This window comes from Mumia zhuanghuii (assembly GCF_042681565.1).
GTDB lineage: Bacteria > Actinomycetota > Actinomycetes > Propionibacteriales > Nocardioidaceae > Mumia.
Map to the genome: position 1 here is coordinate 2,378,959 of NZ_JBHUFT010000008.1, position 15,781 is coordinate 2,394,739.

Below are 15,781 nucleotides of genomic sequence, written 5' to 3' on the forward strand. Positions count from 1 at the left end.
GCCCGCCGCGCGCCGCCGCCGAGCGCGGTCGGATGCCAGACTGCGAAGCAACCCGTACGACCGCCACCCGAGGAGTGTCGATGAGTATCAATGTCCCCGCCCTGGCCACCCCGTCCGCTGGTGCCGCGTTCGCGCGCACGACGGTCGAGCGGCGTGAGCTCGGTGAGCACGACGTGCTCCTCGACATCGCGTATGCGGGCATCTGCCACTCCGACATCCACCAGGCGCGCGAGGAGTGGGGCGCGTCGATCTTCCCGATGGTGCCCGGCCACGAGATCGCGGGGGTCGTGCGCGCGGTCGGCGATGGCGTCACCAAGCACACCGTCGGAGACCGTGTCGGCGTCGGCTGCTTCATCGACTCCTGCCGCGAGTGCACGAACTGCGTCGCGGGCGAGGAGCAGTTCTGTGAGCGCGGCAACGTGGCGACGTACAACGGCCGGTACGCCGACGGCTCCCCCACGTACGGCGGCTACTCGACGCAGATCGTGGTCGACGAGAACTACGTGCTCGGCATCCCCGAGGGCATCTCGCTCGACGTCGCCGCTCCCCTGCTGTGCGCCGGCATCACGACGTACTCGCCGCTCAAGCACTGGGGTGCCGGCCCGGGCGTCAAGGTCGCCGTCGTCGGCATGGGCGGGCTAGGACACCTCGCCGTCAAGATCGCGCACGCGCTCGGCGCCGAGGTCACCGTGCTCAGCCACACGCTGTCGAAGAAGGAGGACGGCCTGCGGTTCGGTGCCGACCACTACGAGACCGGCGATCGCGACACGCTGCGCCGCCTGCGCGGGTCGTTCGACCTCATCATCAACACGGTCTCGGCCGACCTCCCGGTCGACGCCTACCTCCGTACGCTCGCGCTCGACGGCACGATGGTGTTCGTCGGCGCGCCGGAGAACAAGCAGCAGTTCGCCGCCTTCTCCCTCATCGAAGGCCGTCGCAGCCTGACCGGCTCCAACATCGGCGGCATCCGCGAGACGCAGGAGATGCTCGACTTCTGCGCCAAGCACGGGATCGGCGCCGAGATCGAGACCATCACCGCCGACGACGTCGACAAGGCGTACGACCGGGTCGTGGCCTCCGACGTGCGCTATCGGTTCGTCATCGACACGGCCACGATCCCGGCCTGACGCGCGCCGAGGGCGGATCATGCAGGGATGACCGTCCTCGCCGTCGTCTTCGCCGCCCTGGCCGCGGCGCTCCACATCTGGATCTTCGTGATGGAGTCCGTGCGGTGGGAGCACCCGAGCACCCGCCGTACGTTCCAGATGAGCGCCGACGAGGCCGCCGCGACACGGGAGATGGCGTACAACCAGGGGTTCTACAACCTCTTCCTCGCGGTGACCACCCTCGCGGGGCTGGCGCTCCTCGGCACCGACCAGACGTCGGCCGGGCGTGCGCTCGTCTTTGCTGGGTGCGGCTCGATGGTCGCGGCAGCCGTGGTGCTGGTCGCGCGCTCGCCGCAGCGGCTGCGCGCTGGCGTCGCACAGGGAACGATCCCGCTCCTCGCCGTCGTCTCTCTTGCCGTTGCCACCGTCGGCTGACGTCGACGCTCACGTCAGCGGTGTCATGGTGTGGCGGTTCCGGTGGTGCTCGAGGGGGCCCACCGGGGCGCGCTTGGGCGTCCGAGCCGGCTGCACAGCCAGACCACGCACATAGTCGCGGAGCCGCTGCCGATGGACCCGCTCATGGTCCTCGACCCACGTGTCCGAGCGTCCGAGCGTCCGCCAGAACGTGTAGCCCCCGTGTCCGTCGGGGCGGATCTCCAACCTCCCGGTGTGCACGGCCACGTGGCAGCGCCGGCAGAGGCCGACAAGGTTGTCGAGATCGGTGCGGCCGCCGTCGCGATGCCACCAGGCGACGTGGTGCAGGTCGAGCGAGGTGTGGCGACAGCCCGGACCGGCGCAGCGGCCCTCCTGGCGCACCCGCACCGCGTCACGCTGCTTGCCCGTCGCGAGCCGGCGCCTGCGCCCCACGTTGAGCACCGCGGCGTAGGGAGTCGGCCCGCCGGTCGTCCCGTGGGTCAGGATCGCCGTGTGGTCGGAGCCGCACGCAAGGAAGCCGTACAGGTCGGGCCCGATCGCACCGACCCCGTCCAGCTCCGGCGGCGCGGCGCCCGGCTGACCTGACAGCCACTCGGCGTCAACGGTCACGTGGACCTGCGGACGCGCACGGTGAGCACCGGGGAGCCCCTGCGCCAGCGCGGCATCGACGAGGTCGCTCAGCACGTCGATGCGTCGCTGCGCCGGTGTCCGGAGGTCGGCGAGCGCGGCGTCTTCACCAGCAGCGCCCGCGTCGCCGTCCGCCGCACAGGCGTCGATCCGGGGCGCGGATGCTCCCGTGAGCAGCGCCTTCAGCCGCGCACCGAGATCGAGGTCGACGAACCCGGTCACATGGAACCCGTCGCCGGCACGGGCGACCTGCAGGTCTTGCCTATCCATGCCTCGCTGCCACGCCGCGTCGAGCCGCTCCGGATGGACGATCTCGTCAAGCCGGGTGATCGCCCGCCCGAGCTCGGACGGGTCGGCCTGCTTGGCCAGGGGCAGCAGGACGGTATCGGTCGCGTCAGCGAAGAGTGCGTGGTCGATCTTGCGCAGACCGCTCGTGAACTGCGCGACGTGTTCGAGACGCACCTCGCCGGCCAGCATCGCGTCACCCACGGCAGGGAGGCGACGCATGGTGTGCCCCGCGGCGCGCAGCGTGGCAGCGACGCGGTTGCTCAGCCGAAGCTCCCGACGCGCCCACGCCACCGCCGACGAAGCGCCCTCGTCGGCGTAGCCACCCGAGTCGTCGAGCTGCGCGAGCAAAGCCGCACGCAGCCCCTCCATGCGATCGGCCATCGCCTGGACCTGACGCAGGGCGGCGCGGGTCTGTGCGCCGTCGGCGAGGGCCGTCGGCTGCGCACTCACTGCCTCGAACGCCTGCGCCCAGGCACTGTAGGTCCCTGCATCGAACATGTGTCCATCCTGACGGCGATCACCGACGCCAAGAAGGGGACGTGCGACGACTGTGGACGGGGCGCGATGTCCACAGGGGCCTCGTGCACGGATGCCCGTTCAGCCGATCGCGGCAGCCATCCGCTCGACGATCTCGGTCAGGATCGCGCGCGACGTCGCCGTCGTGATCCGGACGTACCCCTCGCCACCCGCGCCGTACGGGAGCCCCGACCCGAGGGCCACCCTCGCCCGCTCCAGCATCACCGCGGCGGGGTCGTCACCCAGGCCGAGCGCACGGCAGTCGAGCCACGCGAGGTAGGTGGCGTCCGGACGGTTCCACCGCACCCCGGGCACTCGCTCCTCGAGCTCGCTCGCGAGGTGGTTGCGATTCTCGACCAGGCCACGCAGCGCCGCGTCGAGCCACTCGCCCCCGTCTCGCAGCGCCGCGGTGTGCGCGACGACGCCGAGCTGGCTCGCACCGTGGCCGACCACCTCGGGCATCCGCGCCAGGTCAGACGCGGCCTCCGGGCCCGCGAGCAGCACCGCCGCCTTCGCGCCCGCGAGGTTCCACGCCTTCGACGCCGACATCACCGTGAACGCGTCGTCGGCGCCGTCGACCGAGAGGTACGGGGTGAAGCTCGCGCCGTCGAGCACGATCGGCGCGTGGATCTCGTCGGCCACCACCCGTACCCCGTGCTCGCGGGCCAGGGCCGCGACGCCGGCCAGCTCCGTACGCGTGTGGGCGATGCCGGTGGGGTTCTGCGGGTTGCACAGCAGGTACGCCGCCGCCCGCCCGCCCGCGCTCGCCCGCGCGAACGCCTCCCCCAGCACATCGAGGTCGAGGCGTCCGTCGGCCCCGAGCGGGGCCTCGACGACCTCGCGGTCGGCCTTCGCCATGAAGTCGAAGAACGGCGGGTACACCGGTGGGCTCACCACGACCGCCGCCCCCGACTCGGTGACGAGGCGTACGGTCTCGCTCAGCCCGGTCATGACGTCGGCGACGAGCAGCGTCCGCTCGACCGCCACGCCGTCCCAACCCCACCGCTTGGAGGCGAACGCCGCCAGCGCCTCGGCGTACCCGTCCCCGAACGCGTACCCCGTGTCGCCTCGGCGAACGGCGTCGGTGACGGCGCGGACCACCGGCTCGGCAAGGTCGACGTCCATCTCGGCGACGAACGACGGCAGCACGTCAGGCGGGTACAGCCGCCACTTCACGCTCGTGCGCGTACGGAGGTCGGCCAGGGTCAGCTGCTCGAACGGGTTCGGAGTGCTCACCCCTCCATCCTTACCGAGCCGCGGTCAGGCGGGCGACACGGCGCGGGTTCACGGCGTCCCGGTACGACCCGCGCGCCGGCCGCACCTCGAGGTGCAGGTGCGGCCCGTCGGGCGCGCCGCGAGCACCGCTTCGCCCGATCAGGTCGCCCTTGCGCACGCGCTCTCCGTGCTTCACCGCCCGCGACCGCAGGTGCCCGAGGAGGATGTCCCTGCCTCGCGAGCGGAGGATGACGGCACGGTTCCCGTACGCCGAACCGAGCCCGCGGGTGACGACGCGACCCGACACCCCGGCGTACACGCGCGTCCCCTTGGGCATGTCGAGGTCCAGCCCGTGGTGGAAGCCGCGCCCGCCCGTGCAGCGCGACGAGGCGGGATACCACGGCGCGCGGGTGCAGCCGTACGGAATCATCGTGCGGTGGGCGCCGGCGAACCACGGCGACGTGGAGCAGCGCTTGTCTTTCGTCCAGAACCGCTTGACCCCCGACGGCGTCGGCCGTGGGCCGACCTTGCACGCAGGTGCTGCGCGAACCGCCGGGCCCGCCTCCCACGGCCCGATGCGGACCGTCGTGCCGTTGCCGATGTCCAGCGACTCCGTCGTGGTCGCGGCGACCGGCTCCTGCCCGCGGGCGAGCTGGAGCACAAGAACGGTGAGGCGCTCGGTCTCAGCGCCGGCGAGGTCCCCCGTCCACTCGAGGTTCGCGTACGCCTCCCCTGCGGGTCCGAGGGTCACCCGGTGCACGCGCGTGTCCTCGCCGGTGCGCTGCCGCTGCGCCGCAGTGATGTCCAGCGGCGCACCGCTCTCCCCACGACCGCCGATCCCGGGGAAGCCGCGGACGACGCACGTCGAATCCGAGTCGTTGCGGAGGGCGACGCGGGTGAAGCGGTGCCCGAGCGCCGGCTCGATCGGGGTCAGGGCGAGCGATATGTCCTCGGGGGCACAGGAGCGTGCGGTCGACGTCCCGGACGCCGGCAGGGCGAGGAGGTCGGCGGTCGCGTCCGCCGGCACCGTGGTGGCCGGGGCGTCCACGGACGGCGTCGTCGTCGCCGTCGAGGGCGAGGGCGAAGGCTGAGCGGCAGGCTCGTCGGTCGGACCCGCGCACCCCGCGAGGAAGAGCAGCAGGGTCACGAGGAGCGGTACGGACGTACGTCGCATCTGGGCAACCTACGCCGGTCGCGGCTGGCGGGCGCGATGCGGCTCCCGCAGGAAGAGGTAGAGCGGCAGCGCCAGGGACAGCCCGACGAGGCAGCTCGCCGGCAGGACGAGCCACCATCGTCCAACGGCTAGCTCGCGCGCGTCCCGCCACGACCACACCCAGAAGACCACCAGCGAGATCAGCACGTCCACCGCGAAACCGCCCGCCGCGCCATTCGTGAACAGGGACTGAGCGAAGAGCGGGAGGTCCACCCCCTCCTCGGCGAAGAAGGCACCGAAGAACACCCACGGGACGATCGTGCCGACGACGGCGGCAGACGCGTAGAAGAGCCTCATGGCGCCAGTCTCGTCCACCACCTGTTCAGCGCGTGCGGTCCCAGTACGCGACATGGCTACGGTGGAGCCACTCGTCGACCCAGCGGCGGTCGGGCTCGGCAGGGACCGTCGTCCGGGTCGAGAGGGCGACGAGCCGCGCCTCCGCGCGGTCGATCCGGTCGAGCACGTCCGCCTGCGCCACCTCACCCCGTCGCACCGCGCGGAGGTACGCGCCGTCCTCGTCCGGCACAGGCAGGGTGAGGCGTCCCTCCGTCATCAGCTCGACGCCCTGAAGCCCGAGGCGGAGCGCGTGCATCGCGACCTTCGTGTAGTAGCCGTGACGCGCCGCCAGCTCGGGCCGGTTGGTGTGCGTGCCGACGCCGCCGGTCATCGCTGCCCGCTGTGCACGGAGGTATCCGAGGATGCGGCCAGCAGCCAGCCTGGAGACGAACCGGTGCGCGTTCGCGACGAGCTCGGCGCCCGCCTCGTCGCGGAAGACGACCTCCTCGTCGGGGACGAAGAGCACCAGGAGGACCGTCGGGTTCCCCGAGACCGCGAGGCGGCACCACTTGCGTGCCGCGTACACGATCACGTCGAGGTCCCCCGCGTCGGACCTGTTGGCGAGCCCGCCGGGCTGGTCCCACACGGTGTGCCGCTCGTACTGCTCGAACCGCAGCCTCGCACGCGCGTCGAGGCCGCTCGGCACGCGCGCCAGCCCGGTCACGAACGACTGCGGCTCGAGGCAGATGCCCATCTCGTCGCGATCGTCCTGACCGCTGATCGCAGTGCCGTGGACGCCCGACCCGACCTGGGTCCTGAGGATCAGTCCGTCCTCGGCGATCCGTCGCGCCTCCTCGGAGGCGTGCGGATGGGCGTACGCCGGGGGAAGCGTCCGGTCACCGGCGACCACGGTTGCGCTGCTCACGCAGGGACCGTAGCCGCCCCGCCGTGTCGAAGCATCCGGTTTCTCAGGCGTCAGGCGTCCGCGTACTGCGCGACCAGCTCCGCGCCGATCCGCGCGAGCTCAGCACGTACGGCGTCGCCCTCGACGACCTCGACCCGCGCGCCCCACCCTGAAAGCTGCTCGGCCACCGAGACCGCCGTATGGGCGGCCACGCGCACCCGGACGAGCCCGTCGGGTCGCGGCTCTCCCGGCTCGCAGTGCTGACCGAAGTGGTCGCGCAGGATCGGCACGAAGCGCGCCTCGGTGAGCACGACCGCGGCGACGGGCGAGCGTCGCGCCTCCATTGTCGCGACCACCTCGTCCCACGCCTCCTCCAGTGCCAGGCCGTCGGGGCGCGCCGAGGGTTCGTCGGTGACCTCGGCGGACGCGACGCGGTCGACGCGGAACGTCCTCCTCCCCCGCTCCGTCCCGGCGATCAGGTACCAGCGGTCGTCCTTGTCGACGAGCCCCCACGGGTCGACGAGCCGCTCAGTCGCGCCGGCCCTGCCCTCGTACGAGAGGCGGACCCGGCGGCGCCGTACGACCGCGTCCTGCAGGCGGTCCACCAGCGGCGGGCGCTGCCGGTCGGTGCCTCCCCACGGGGTCGCGTCGACGTGGACCGCCTCCGCGGCGGCTTCGGCGTCCGCCCTGAACGTCTGCGGAAGCGCCCGGACCAGCTTGCGCAGCGCCGACCGCAGCTCGGGCGCACCCGACGCGGCCGGGCCGGCGAGGAGGAACAACGCGCGTGCCTCCGGGGCGGTCAGCCCCGTGAGGTCCGTACGGGCTCCGCCGACGAGCGACCATCCGCCGCCACGTCCGGGCTGCGGATACACAGGGACGCCTGCGGCGGCCAGCGCCTCGAGATCGCGCCGAGCAGTCGCCACCGACACCTCGAGCTCCGTGGCGACCTCCGCGGCCGTGACCCGACCACGCGACTGCATGAGAAGGACGGTGGCGACGAGACGGTCCGCACGCATGTCTCACACTCTCCCAGGAAAAGTGCTCAATTGGTGAGCACTTCAACGCAGAGGATGGATCTATCGACCACGACAGAAAGGCACCACCATGCTTCGCGGACTCGCCACCGTCAGCTTCTTCGCCACCGACCTCCCTGCCGCACGCGACTGGTACGCCGAGGTTCTCGGCGTCGCGCCGTACTACGCCTTCCCGAACGCCGAGGCACCCGGCTACGTCGAGTTCCGGCTCGGCGACCACCAGCACGAGCTCGGCCTCATCGACGCCCGGTACGCCCCGCCCGGGCAGACCGAGCAGCCCGGTGGCGCCGTCGTGTACTGGCACGTCGACGACCTGCAGGGCACGCTCGACCGTCTCCTCGCCCACGGCGCGACCGAGCACCTCCCGGTCACCGCACAGGGCGACGGCGAGGGGTTCGTCACCGCCTCGGTCATCGACCCGTTCGGCAACATCCTCGGGATCATGACCAACCCGCACTACCTCGAGATGCTCAACAAGATGACGGCGACGGGGTCACGCGCCTAGATTGCGAAGGTGATGTTCGACGTCGCCGCGCAGTCGTACCAGCGCTTCATGGGGCGGTTCTCCGAGCCGCTCGCGGACCGGTTCGTCCTCCTGGGCGACGTCCAGGCAGGACAGCGCGTGCTCGACGTCGGATGCGGCATCGGAGCGCTCACCGCACGACTCGCCGCGGTCGTCGGCGAGGACGCGGTCGCCGCGGTCGACCCGTCGGCACCGTTCGTCAACGCCGTCCACGCACGCCTTCCGCAGGTCGACCTCCACCGGGCCTCGGCAGAGGACCTGCCCTTCCCCGACGGTCGCTTCAACGCCGTCCTGGCCCAGCTCGTCGTCCATTTCATGGCCGACCCGGTCGTCGGGCTGCGCGAGATGCGGCGGGTCGCTGCTCCGGGCGCCCAGGTGGCCGCGTGCGTGTGGGACCACGAGGGCGGCACCGGCCCGCTCTCGACGTTCTGGAGCACCGTCCACGACCTCGATCCCGACGCGCCGGACGAGTCGGGCCTGGCGGGCAGCCGCGAGGGGCACCTGTCGGAGCTCTTCGCCGAAGCCGGGTTCGCCGATCCCGAGCCGTCGGCGCTGACCGTCACGGTGCCGTTCGCGACCTTCGAGGAGTGGTGGGAGCCGTTCACGCTCGGCGTCGGCCCCGCGGGCGCGTACGTCGCCGATCTCGCTCCCGACGGCGTCGCCGAGCTCCGCGAACGGTGTCGCGCCGTCCTCCCCACGCCTCCGTTCGACGTGCCCGCGACCGCGTGGGCCGTACGGGCGCGGTCCTGATCCATCGCCTCAGCGCAAGGGCCTGAAGAACTCGCGTACGTCGGAGACCCACAGCTCGGGCACCTCCATCGCCGGGAAGTGGCCGCCGCGCTCGAAGTTCGACCAGTGCGCCATCTGCCCGCCCGGGTCGGCCAGCGCACGTACGGTGGTGTCCGCGGCGAACACGGCGTAGCCGGTCGGCGGCCCCGCAGGCGCCTCCCATCCCTCGGACCCGTGCCCCGATCCGTCGCCCTGCGCCGCCATCATCTGCCGCCACGCCGCGATGCCCTCGTAGCCGGCGTGCGCCGAGGTGGCACCGGCCTGCCGGAACCAGTTCAGCGAGACGTTCGTGAGGAGCTGGTCGCAGTCCACCGCCTCGTCGGGCAGCTCGGCCGCGGGATCGGTCCACTCGTGGAACTTCTCGACGATCCAGGCCAGCTGCCCGACCGGCGAGTCGGTCAGCGCGTACGCGATCGTCTGCGGCCGCGTCGCCTGGAGGTGGAAATAGCCGAGTCCCTCCTCGCGGTACTCGTTGAACCGCACGATGCGGTCGCGGTCCTCCCCTTCGAAGTCGTCCGGGTCGAGCGACGGGCCGAACGGCGTCCCCGCAGCCGTACCGGTCAGGTGCATGCCGACGACCTGGTCGGGAGCGATCATGGCGAGCATCCCCGCGACACCTGCTCCGGCGTCGGTCGCCTGGAGCCCGTACCGTGCGTAGCCGAGCCTGCGCGTGAGCTCGGCCCACGCCTGCGCGACCTGGAAGAGGTTGCCCCACCCCACGTGCAGCGGCGTGGACAGACCGTACCCCGGCAGCGTCGGCACGACGACGTCGAAGGCGTCGGCAGAGTCTCCACCCGACGCCTTCGGGTCTGCGAGCGGCGCGAGGACTCGCACGAACTCGACGGACGAGCTCGGCCAGCCGTGCGTCACGACCAGCGGCATCGCCCCGGGCTCGGGCGAACGTACGTGGAAGAAGTGGACGTCCTGCCCGTCGATGGTCGTCACGTACTGCGGGATCTCGTTCAGGCGGGCCTCCTGGTCTCGCCAGTCGAAGTCGTTCAGCCAGTAGTCCGCCAGCCCTCTGAGGTAGTCGGGAGGTACGCCCCGACTCCAGTCCGAGCCGGCCGAGAACTCGGGCCATCGCGTCCGACGGAGCCTGTCGTGCAGGTCGTCGACGTCGCTCTGGGGGATGTCGATCCGGTACGGCCGAATTGCTGCGTTCTCGTCCATCCCGCGACCGTAGAAGTGCTTGCGGACGACGTGCTTCCGCGTTCAAGGCAGGATGGACGGGTGCTCTCGACGTCGGCACGCCTCCTTCGTCTCCTGTCGCTGCTGCAGTCGCAGCGTGACTGGACGGGCCCTGCGCTGGCCGAGCGGCTCCAGGTGAGCACCCGCACCGTCCGGAGCGACGTCGGCCGGCTGCGCAGCCTGGGCTACCCGGTGGAGGCCTCTCCGGGTGTCGCGGGCGGCTACCACCTCGGACCCGGCGCCGCGCTCCCCCCGCTGCTCCTCGACGAGGAAGAGGCACTGGCGGTCGCGATCGGGTTGCGTACGGCCGCCGGTGGCGTCGCAGGGTTCGAGGGGACGGCGCTGCGCGCGCTGGTCAAGCTCGAGCAGACCCTTCCCGCACCGCTACGCCACCGGCTCGAAGACCTCGTGGCCGCAACGGTCGCCCTGCCGGCGGAGTCCTCGGACGTGCCGGTCGACCGCCTCACCGCCATCGCCGACGCCGTCCGCTGCCGTGAGGGCGTGCGGTTCTCGTACGAGGCGGACAACGACGCCTCGACCCTCCGTACGGCCGAGCCGCACAGGCTGGTCCACACCCGTGGCCGCTGGTATCTCGCGGCATGGGACGTCGACCACGCGGCCTGGCGGACGTTCCGGGTGGACCGCATGCGCCTGCGGACGCCGAACGGTCCGCGCTTCGTCCCCCGCGACGAGCCCGAGGGCGACCTCATCGGGTTCGTCGAGCGCGCGGTCGGCACGGCGACCTGGCAGGTCCGGGCCCGCGCGCACGTCCGCGCCCCGGCCGCGCGCATCATCGCGCGCCTGCCACCCGCGGTGGTCGTCGAGGAGGTCGACGCGACGACGTGCATCGCCCACGTGGGCTCCGACTCCTCGGACCAGCTCGCGCTCTGGCTCGGGCTCCTCGACGCCGACTTCACCGTCGACGGGCCCGCCGACCTCGCACCCGCGCTGCGCCGTGTCGCCGCCCGGTACGCCCGCGCCGCCGACGCGGCTGGCACCGTGGAGGCATGAGCGAAGACAGCTGGTTCGGGTGGCGAGGGCGGCAGATCGCGTGGAGCAGGCGCGGGCAGGGACCGGCACTCGTGCTCTGCCACGGGACACCGTGGTCGTCGGCCCTGTGGCGGCCCTACGCCGAGGCTCTGGCCGAGGGCTTCACCGTCTACGTGTGGGACATGCCCGGATACGGGAGGTCGTCCAAGAACCCCGACCACGATGTCGACCTGGGTGTGCAGGGCGAGGCCTTCGTCGCGCTCCTCGCCCACTGGGGTGTCGAGCGGCCTCACATGGTCGCGCACGACTACGGCGGTGCGGTGGCCCTGAGGGCGCACCTCCTGCACGGCGTGCCGTACGCGTCGCTGTGCCTTGTCGACGTCGTCGCGCTGCGCCCGTGGGGGTCGGCGTTCTTCCGGCTCGTCAAGGAGCACGCCGACGTCTTCACGCAGCTGCCACCGCAGATCCACCGTGGGGCCGTCGAAGCGTACGTCGAGACCGCCAGCTACCGGGGGCTTTCCGGGGAGGCGCTCGCGATGCTCGTCGACCCGTGGCTCGGCGACGAGGGGCAGGCGGCGTTCTACCGTCAGATCGCGCAGGCCGACGAGCGGTACACCGCGGACTTCGAGGGCCTGCTGGGGACGGTGACCACGCCGACGCACGTGGTGTGGGGCACGGACGACACCTGGATCCCCGTCGACCGCGCGCACCGGCTCCACGCGGCCATCCCTGGGAGCACGCTGACGACCGTGCCGGGCGCGGGTCATCTGATCCCGCTCGACGCCCCGGTCGTCCTCGCCACCGCGCTGCAGCGCTGGCTGAGCGCCCGCCGGGAATCATAGATCCGATATCATCGCGTCGTGGCGAAGACGCTGAGCGAGAAGCTCTGGGACGAGCACGTCGTCCGAACCGGAGACGGCGAGCCGGACCTGCTCTACGTCGACCTCCACCTCCTCCACGAGGTGACGTCGCCGCAGGCGTTCGAGGGGCTTCGTCTCGCCGGACGCCCCGTACGACGTCCCGACCTCACCCTGGCCACCGAGGACCACAACGTCCCGACCCACGACCTCGACAAGCCGATCGCCGACCTCCTGTCGCGGACGCAGGTCGAGACGCTGCGCCGCAACTGCGCCGACTTCGGCGTGCGGCTGCACCCGATGGGTGACATCGAGCAGGGCATCGTGCACGTGGTCGGGCCCCAGCTCGGCCTCACCCAACCGGGCATGACCGTCGTCTGCGGCGACTCCCACACCTCGACACACGGCGCGTTCGGAGCCCTGGCGTTCGGGATCGGCACCAGTGAGGTCGAGCACGTGCTCGCCACGCAGACGATCCCGCAGGCTCGCCCTCGCACGATGGCCGTGACCGTGACCGGCGCGCTGCCACCCGGCGTCACCGCCAAGGATCTCGCGCTGAGCCTGATCGCTCGTACGGGCACCGGCGGCGGGCAGGGCTACGTCGTCGAGTACCGCGGACCGGTCGTCGAGGCGCTTTCGATGGAAGCCCGCATGACGCTGTGCAACATGTCCGTCGAATGGGGCGCGAAGGCCGGGATGATCGCGCCTGACGAGACCACGTTCGCCTATCTGCGCGGGCGACCGGAGGCGCCGACCGGAGCAGCGTGGGACACCGCGCTCGCGTACTGGCGGAGCCTGGCGACCGACCGCGACGCCACCTTCAATCGTGAGATCACCGTCGACGCCACCGCACTGACCCCCTTCGTCACCTGGGGCACCAACCCCGCCCACGGCGTACCCCTCGGATCGGTGGTGCCGTCGCCGAGCGACTTCGAGGACGCCGATGCGCGCGCGTCGGCGTCTCGTGCGCTCGACTACATGGGTCTGACCGCGGGCACTCCCCTGCGCGACATCGCCATCGACACCGTCTTCGTCGGCTCGTGCACCAACGGACGCCTCGAGGACCTGCGCGCCGCGGCCGCCGTGCTCGACGGCCGCCGCGTCGCCGAAGGCACCCGACTGCTCGTCGTCCCCGGCTCCGCCCGCATCCGGCTCGAGGCCGAGGCCGAGGGGCTCGACCGCGTGTTCATCGACGCCGGCGGCGAGTGGCGTGGCGCGGGCTGCTCGATGTGCCAGGGCCTCAACGCCGACCGTCTGAGTCCGGGCGAGCGCAGTGCCTCGACGTCGAACCGCAACTTCGAGGGACGCCAGGGCAAGGGCGGCCGCACCCATCTGGTCTCGCCACTGGTGGCCGCCGCGACGGCGGTCGTCGGTCGGCTCGCCGCACCCGCGGATCTCCCGCCCGCCTGACCGTACGGACTGCCCATACGGTCTCTCGTCACGGTTGGCCCGCCTGCTGAGCCCGCTCCGGAGCCTCCACGGGCAGCGCCACGACCCGCGCCTGCGGGACCGCGATCTTCGCGAGCGCGTCAACGCCCGCCCGCGCCGTCATCTTTTGGCGCGTGCCGAGCGAGAGGTTGAGCACGATGAGTAGCGCGACGACCACCCTCGTCGAGAGCTCGCCGATGAGCACGCTCACGACGACGACGGCTTCTCGGCGGCGATCTCGTTCGGTCCGTACGAGGCGAGCCTCAGCTCCGCCTCCACCACGGACAACCCGGTCGTGGCGTCCGACCCCGCGGCGTCGACGACCTTGTCGGCGCTGAGGACGTACGGAGGCGTCTGTGTCTCGGGCGCTGCGGGCGGGATGCATCCGATGTCGGTGAAATCCTGTTCCCACGACATCGTATTGGCTTATCATCTGTTCAGATATGAGAGATGTTCTGCGAGAGGAACATGCATGAAGGTAGGCGTGGTGCTGGGCACGGGGCACGGCGAGAAGGGCACGACAGGGGCGGTCGTCGACGATCTGCTCGCGCGGATGCGCCAGCGCACCGACATGGAGGTCGACCTCGTCCGTACCGACGAGCTCGCGCTGGGGCCGAGCTGCCCCGCGTGCCTGGCCTGCATGACCGCCGGCGAGCAGGCGTGCCCCAACAACGACAACGCGGCACCCGCCCGCGCGGTGATGGACACCGCCGACCTCGTGATCTTCGCGACGCCTGTCCACAGCTTCACGCTGTCGGCGACGATGAAGCGGTTCGTGGACCACTTCGCCTACCTGATCCACCGCCCGCGCTACTTCGGGACGCCGGCCGTGCTGGTCTCGACCGCCGCAGGGGCCGGGCACGACGCCGCGCTCGGCTATCTCAAGACCGCGATCCGCCGGTGGGGCTTCCACACGGTCGCCGAGCTCGGTGTCAACGGGCCAGGCCTCGAGAAGGCCCCGTACCGCGTCAAGGTCGACCGTGCGCTCGACGAGATCGCGAGCACCGCCGTGCAGGCCGTCCGCGACGGAGGCGAGCCCACTCCGACGACCTCCGACCTGATCGGCTTCCGCGTCGCCCGCCTGCTCGTCGAGTCCGGCCGCGACGACGGTCCGGTCGACGCCGCGTACTGGGACGAGCGTGGCTGGTTCGACGCCGACTGGTTCACCGACGCCAAGGTGCCGCGCGTCGCCAACACCGTCGCGGGGTTCGTGGAAGGCCGCATCCGCAAGGGCATCGCCAACGGGTCTGCCAAGCCGTACCGAGGCTGAGCGATGACCCTGACGATTCCCGCCGTCGCGGCGGCGCCCACCCTCACCGCGCCCGATCCCCTGGGTCGGCGGCGCCGTCGACGCCGCAACACCGCGATCCTCGGCACTCTCGCGGGCCTCCTCGTGGTGAGCGCTGTGGTCGGCGTGGCGATCGGGCCGGTGACGGTCGCGCCGGGGGACGTCGTCCGGATCCTCACCGGACACCTGTTCGGCTGGTCGGGCGACAGCGTGGACGCGGCCGCCGACGCGATCGTGTGGGAGGTGCGTCTCCCCCGCGTGCTGCTCGGTATCGGCGTCGGCGCCGGGCTCGCCGTGTGCGGCGCGGCCCTGCAGGCGATGGTCCGCAACATGCTCGCCGACCCCTACCTGCTGGGCATCAACTCCGGCGCCTCCAGCGGCGCGGCCGTCACGATCCTCTTCGGCATCACGCTCGGCCTCGGCGAGCACGCACTTGCCGGCAGCGCCTTCCTCGGCGCACTCGCGGCGTCGGTGCTGGTCTTCGTCGTCGCCCGCGCCGCCGGACGGATCACGTCCGTACGCCTGCTCCTGACCGGCGTCGCCGTCGGCTACGCCCTGTCGGCCGTGACGAGCTTCCTCGTCTTTGCCTCAGGCTCCGCCGAGGGCGCCCGTTCGGTGATGTTCTGGCTGCTCGGCTCCCTGGCGCTGGCCCAGTGGGGCGGACCGTTGGCCGCCCTGGTCGTCGTCGTGCTCCTGACGGTGGTCGTCCTGTCCTTGTGGTCAGGCCGCCTCGACGCGCTCGCGGTCGGCGACGAGACGGCGCTCGCGCTCGGCATCGCCCCCACCCGCTTCCGTACGCAGCTGCTCGTCGTCGTCGCGCTGTGCGTCGGCGTGATCGTCGCGGCGTCCGGGGGCATCGGGTTCGTCGGACTGGTCGTCCCGCACCTCGCCCGCCGTCTCGTCGGCGCCGCGCACGCGTGGGCGATCCCCGCGTCAGCTCTGCTCGGCGCGATCTTCCTGCTGTGGGCGGACCTGCTGGCCAGGATGCTCCTGCAGCCGCGCGAGCTGCCGGTCGGGATCATCGCCGCCCTCGTCGGCGCCCCGTTCCTCCTCTTCCTCATCCGGCGCCTCCACCCGTCGTCCTGATCTCCCACCCTCCGATCC

18 protein-coding genes are annotated in these 15,781 nt (G+C 71.9%); 9 read left to right on the plus strand and 9 right to left on the minus strand.

The annotated features are described in order from the left end of the window. Positions 1-80: 80 nt before the first annotated feature. Both ACFSDF_RS20055 and ACFSDF_RS20060 read left to right on the plus strand, forming a co-directional pair. A complete protein-coding gene (locus tag ACFSDF_RS20055) occupies positions 81-1,127 on the plus strand; it encodes an NAD(P)-dependent alcohol dehydrogenase (RefSeq protein ID WP_377158954.1) in 1,047 nt (348 codons plus the stop codon). Between the two features lie 27 nt (positions 1,128-1,154). Continuing rightward, the gene (locus ACFSDF_RS20060; protein WP_167002527.1) at positions 1,155-1,541 is read left to right on the plus strand and encodes a DUF1304 domain-containing protein; all 387 of its coding nucleotides are present in this window, start codon (positions 1,155-1,157) and stop codon (positions 1,539-1,541) included. A gap of 9 nt (positions 1,542-1,550) precedes the next feature. On the opposite strand, the gene ACFSDF_RS20065 is transcribed toward ACFSDF_RS20060, so the two are convergent. From ACFSDF_RS20065 to ACFSDF_RS20090, 6 genes are all read right to left on the minus strand, one after another. Then, a complete protein-coding gene (locus ACFSDF_RS20065; protein ID WP_377158958.1) occupies positions 1,551-2,954 on the minus strand; it encodes an HNH endonuclease in 1,404 nt (467 codons plus the stop codon). A gap of 99 nt (positions 2,955-3,053) precedes the next feature. Further along, a complete protein-coding gene (locus ACFSDF_RS20070; protein ID WP_167002523.1) occupies positions 3,054-4,208 on the minus strand; it encodes a MalY/PatB family protein in 1,155 nt (384 codons plus the stop codon). 10 nt (positions 4,209-4,218) lie between these two features. Further along, positions 4,219-5,361, minus strand: a complete 1,143-nt coding sequence (locus tag ACFSDF_RS20075) for a peptidoglycan DD-metalloendopeptidase family protein (protein WP_377158961.1) — start codon at positions 5,359-5,361, stop codon at positions 4,219-4,221. Positions 5,362-5,370: 9 nt separating this feature from the next. Then, positions 5,371-5,697 (minus strand): DUF2834 domain-containing protein, encoded by a 327-nt coding sequence (locus ACFSDF_RS20080; RefSeq protein WP_377158964.1) that lies wholly within the window; start codon positions 5,695-5,697, stop codon positions 5,371-5,373. Between the two features lie 25 nt (positions 5,698-5,722). Next, positions 5,723-6,601, minus strand: coding sequence for a DNA polymerase beta superfamily protein (locus tag ACFSDF_RS20085; protein WP_208322916.1), 879 nt, complete (start codon positions 6,599-6,601; stop codon positions 5,723-5,725). 50 nt (positions 6,602-6,651) lie between these two features. Next, the gene (locus ACFSDF_RS20090; protein WP_167251070.1) at positions 6,652-7,596 is read right to left on the minus strand and encodes a helix-turn-helix transcriptional regulator; all 945 of its coding nucleotides are present in this window, start codon (positions 7,594-7,596) and stop codon (positions 6,652-6,654) included. An 88-nt stretch (positions 7,597-7,684) separates the two neighbouring features. On the opposite strand from ACFSDF_RS20090, the gene ACFSDF_RS20095 reads away from it, so the two are divergent. Then, positions 7,685-8,119 carry a VOC family protein gene (locus ACFSDF_RS20095; RefSeq protein WP_377158968.1) on the plus strand — a complete coding sequence of 145 codons (435 nt, stop codon included), beginning with the start codon at positions 7,685-7,687 and terminating at the stop codon, positions 8,117-8,119. 12 nt (positions 8,120-8,131) lie between these two features. After that, positions 8,132-8,887: a class I SAM-dependent methyltransferase gene (locus tag ACFSDF_RS20100; RefSeq protein WP_377159084.1), complete on the plus strand. Its 756-nt coding sequence runs from the start codon at positions 8,132-8,134 to the stop codon at positions 8,885-8,887. Positions 8,888-8,896: 9 nt separating this feature from the next. On the opposite strand, the gene ACFSDF_RS20105 is transcribed toward ACFSDF_RS20100, so the two are convergent. After that, the gene (locus ACFSDF_RS20105; RefSeq protein ID WP_167002512.1) at positions 8,897-10,096 is read right to left on the minus strand and encodes an epoxide hydrolase family protein; all 1,200 of its coding nucleotides are present in this window, start codon (positions 10,094-10,096) and stop codon (positions 8,897-8,899) included. A 60-nt stretch (positions 10,097-10,156) separates the two neighbouring features. Between ACFSDF_RS20105 and ACFSDF_RS20110 the strand changes: the two genes are divergently transcribed. Genes ACFSDF_RS20110 through leuC form a run of 3 tightly spaced genes read left to right on the plus strand, consistent with a single transcriptional unit; the run spans position 10,157 to position 13,371 of the window. Continuing rightward, on the plus strand, positions 10,157-11,125 hold the full coding sequence (locus ACFSDF_RS20110) for a helix-turn-helix transcriptional regulator (protein WP_377158971.1): 969 nt from the start codon (positions 10,157-10,159) through the stop codon (positions 11,123-11,125). Then, positions 11,122-11,946: an alpha/beta fold hydrolase gene (locus ACFSDF_RS20115; RefSeq protein WP_377158974.1), complete on the plus strand. Its 825-nt coding sequence runs from the start codon at positions 11,122-11,124 to the stop codon at positions 11,944-11,946. Before ACFSDF_RS20110 ends, ACFSDF_RS20115 begins: the two co-directional genes overlap by 4 nt. A gap of 18 nt (positions 11,947-11,964) precedes the next feature. Continuing rightward, positions 11,965-13,371: a 3-isopropylmalate dehydratase large subunit gene (leuC, locus tag ACFSDF_RS20120; protein WP_377158977.1), complete on the plus strand. Its 1,407-nt coding sequence runs from the start codon at positions 11,965-11,967 to the stop codon at positions 13,369-13,371. A 28-nt stretch (positions 13,372-13,399) separates the two neighbouring features. Here leuC and ACFSDF_RS20125 read toward each other — a convergent pair whose 3' ends face one another. Both ACFSDF_RS20125 and ACFSDF_RS20130 read right to left on the minus strand, forming a co-directional pair. Continuing rightward, on the minus strand, positions 13,400-13,600 hold the full coding sequence (locus tag ACFSDF_RS20125) for a hypothetical protein (protein WP_377158980.1): 201 nt from the start codon (positions 13,598-13,600) through the stop codon (positions 13,400-13,402). Beyond that, positions 13,597-13,806, minus strand: coding sequence for a cation-transporting P-type ATPase (locus ACFSDF_RS20130; RefSeq protein WP_377158983.1), 210 nt, complete (start codon positions 13,804-13,806; stop codon positions 13,597-13,599). Before ACFSDF_RS20130 ends, ACFSDF_RS20125 begins: the two co-directional genes overlap by 4 nt. A gap of 55 nt (positions 13,807-13,861) precedes the next feature. On the opposite strand from ACFSDF_RS20130, the gene ACFSDF_RS20135 reads away from it, so the two are divergent. Further along, the gene (locus ACFSDF_RS20135; RefSeq protein ID WP_377158985.1) at positions 13,862-14,659 is read left to right on the plus strand and encodes a flavodoxin family protein; all 798 of its coding nucleotides are present in this window, start codon (positions 13,862-13,864) and stop codon (positions 14,657-14,659) included. Positions 14,660-14,662: 3 nt separating this feature from the next. Then, positions 14,663-15,763, plus strand: coding sequence for a FecCD family ABC transporter permease (locus ACFSDF_RS20140; RefSeq protein ID WP_167002503.1), 1,101 nt, complete (start codon positions 14,663-14,665; stop codon positions 15,761-15,763). Positions 15,764-15,781: the final 18 nt, after the last annotated feature.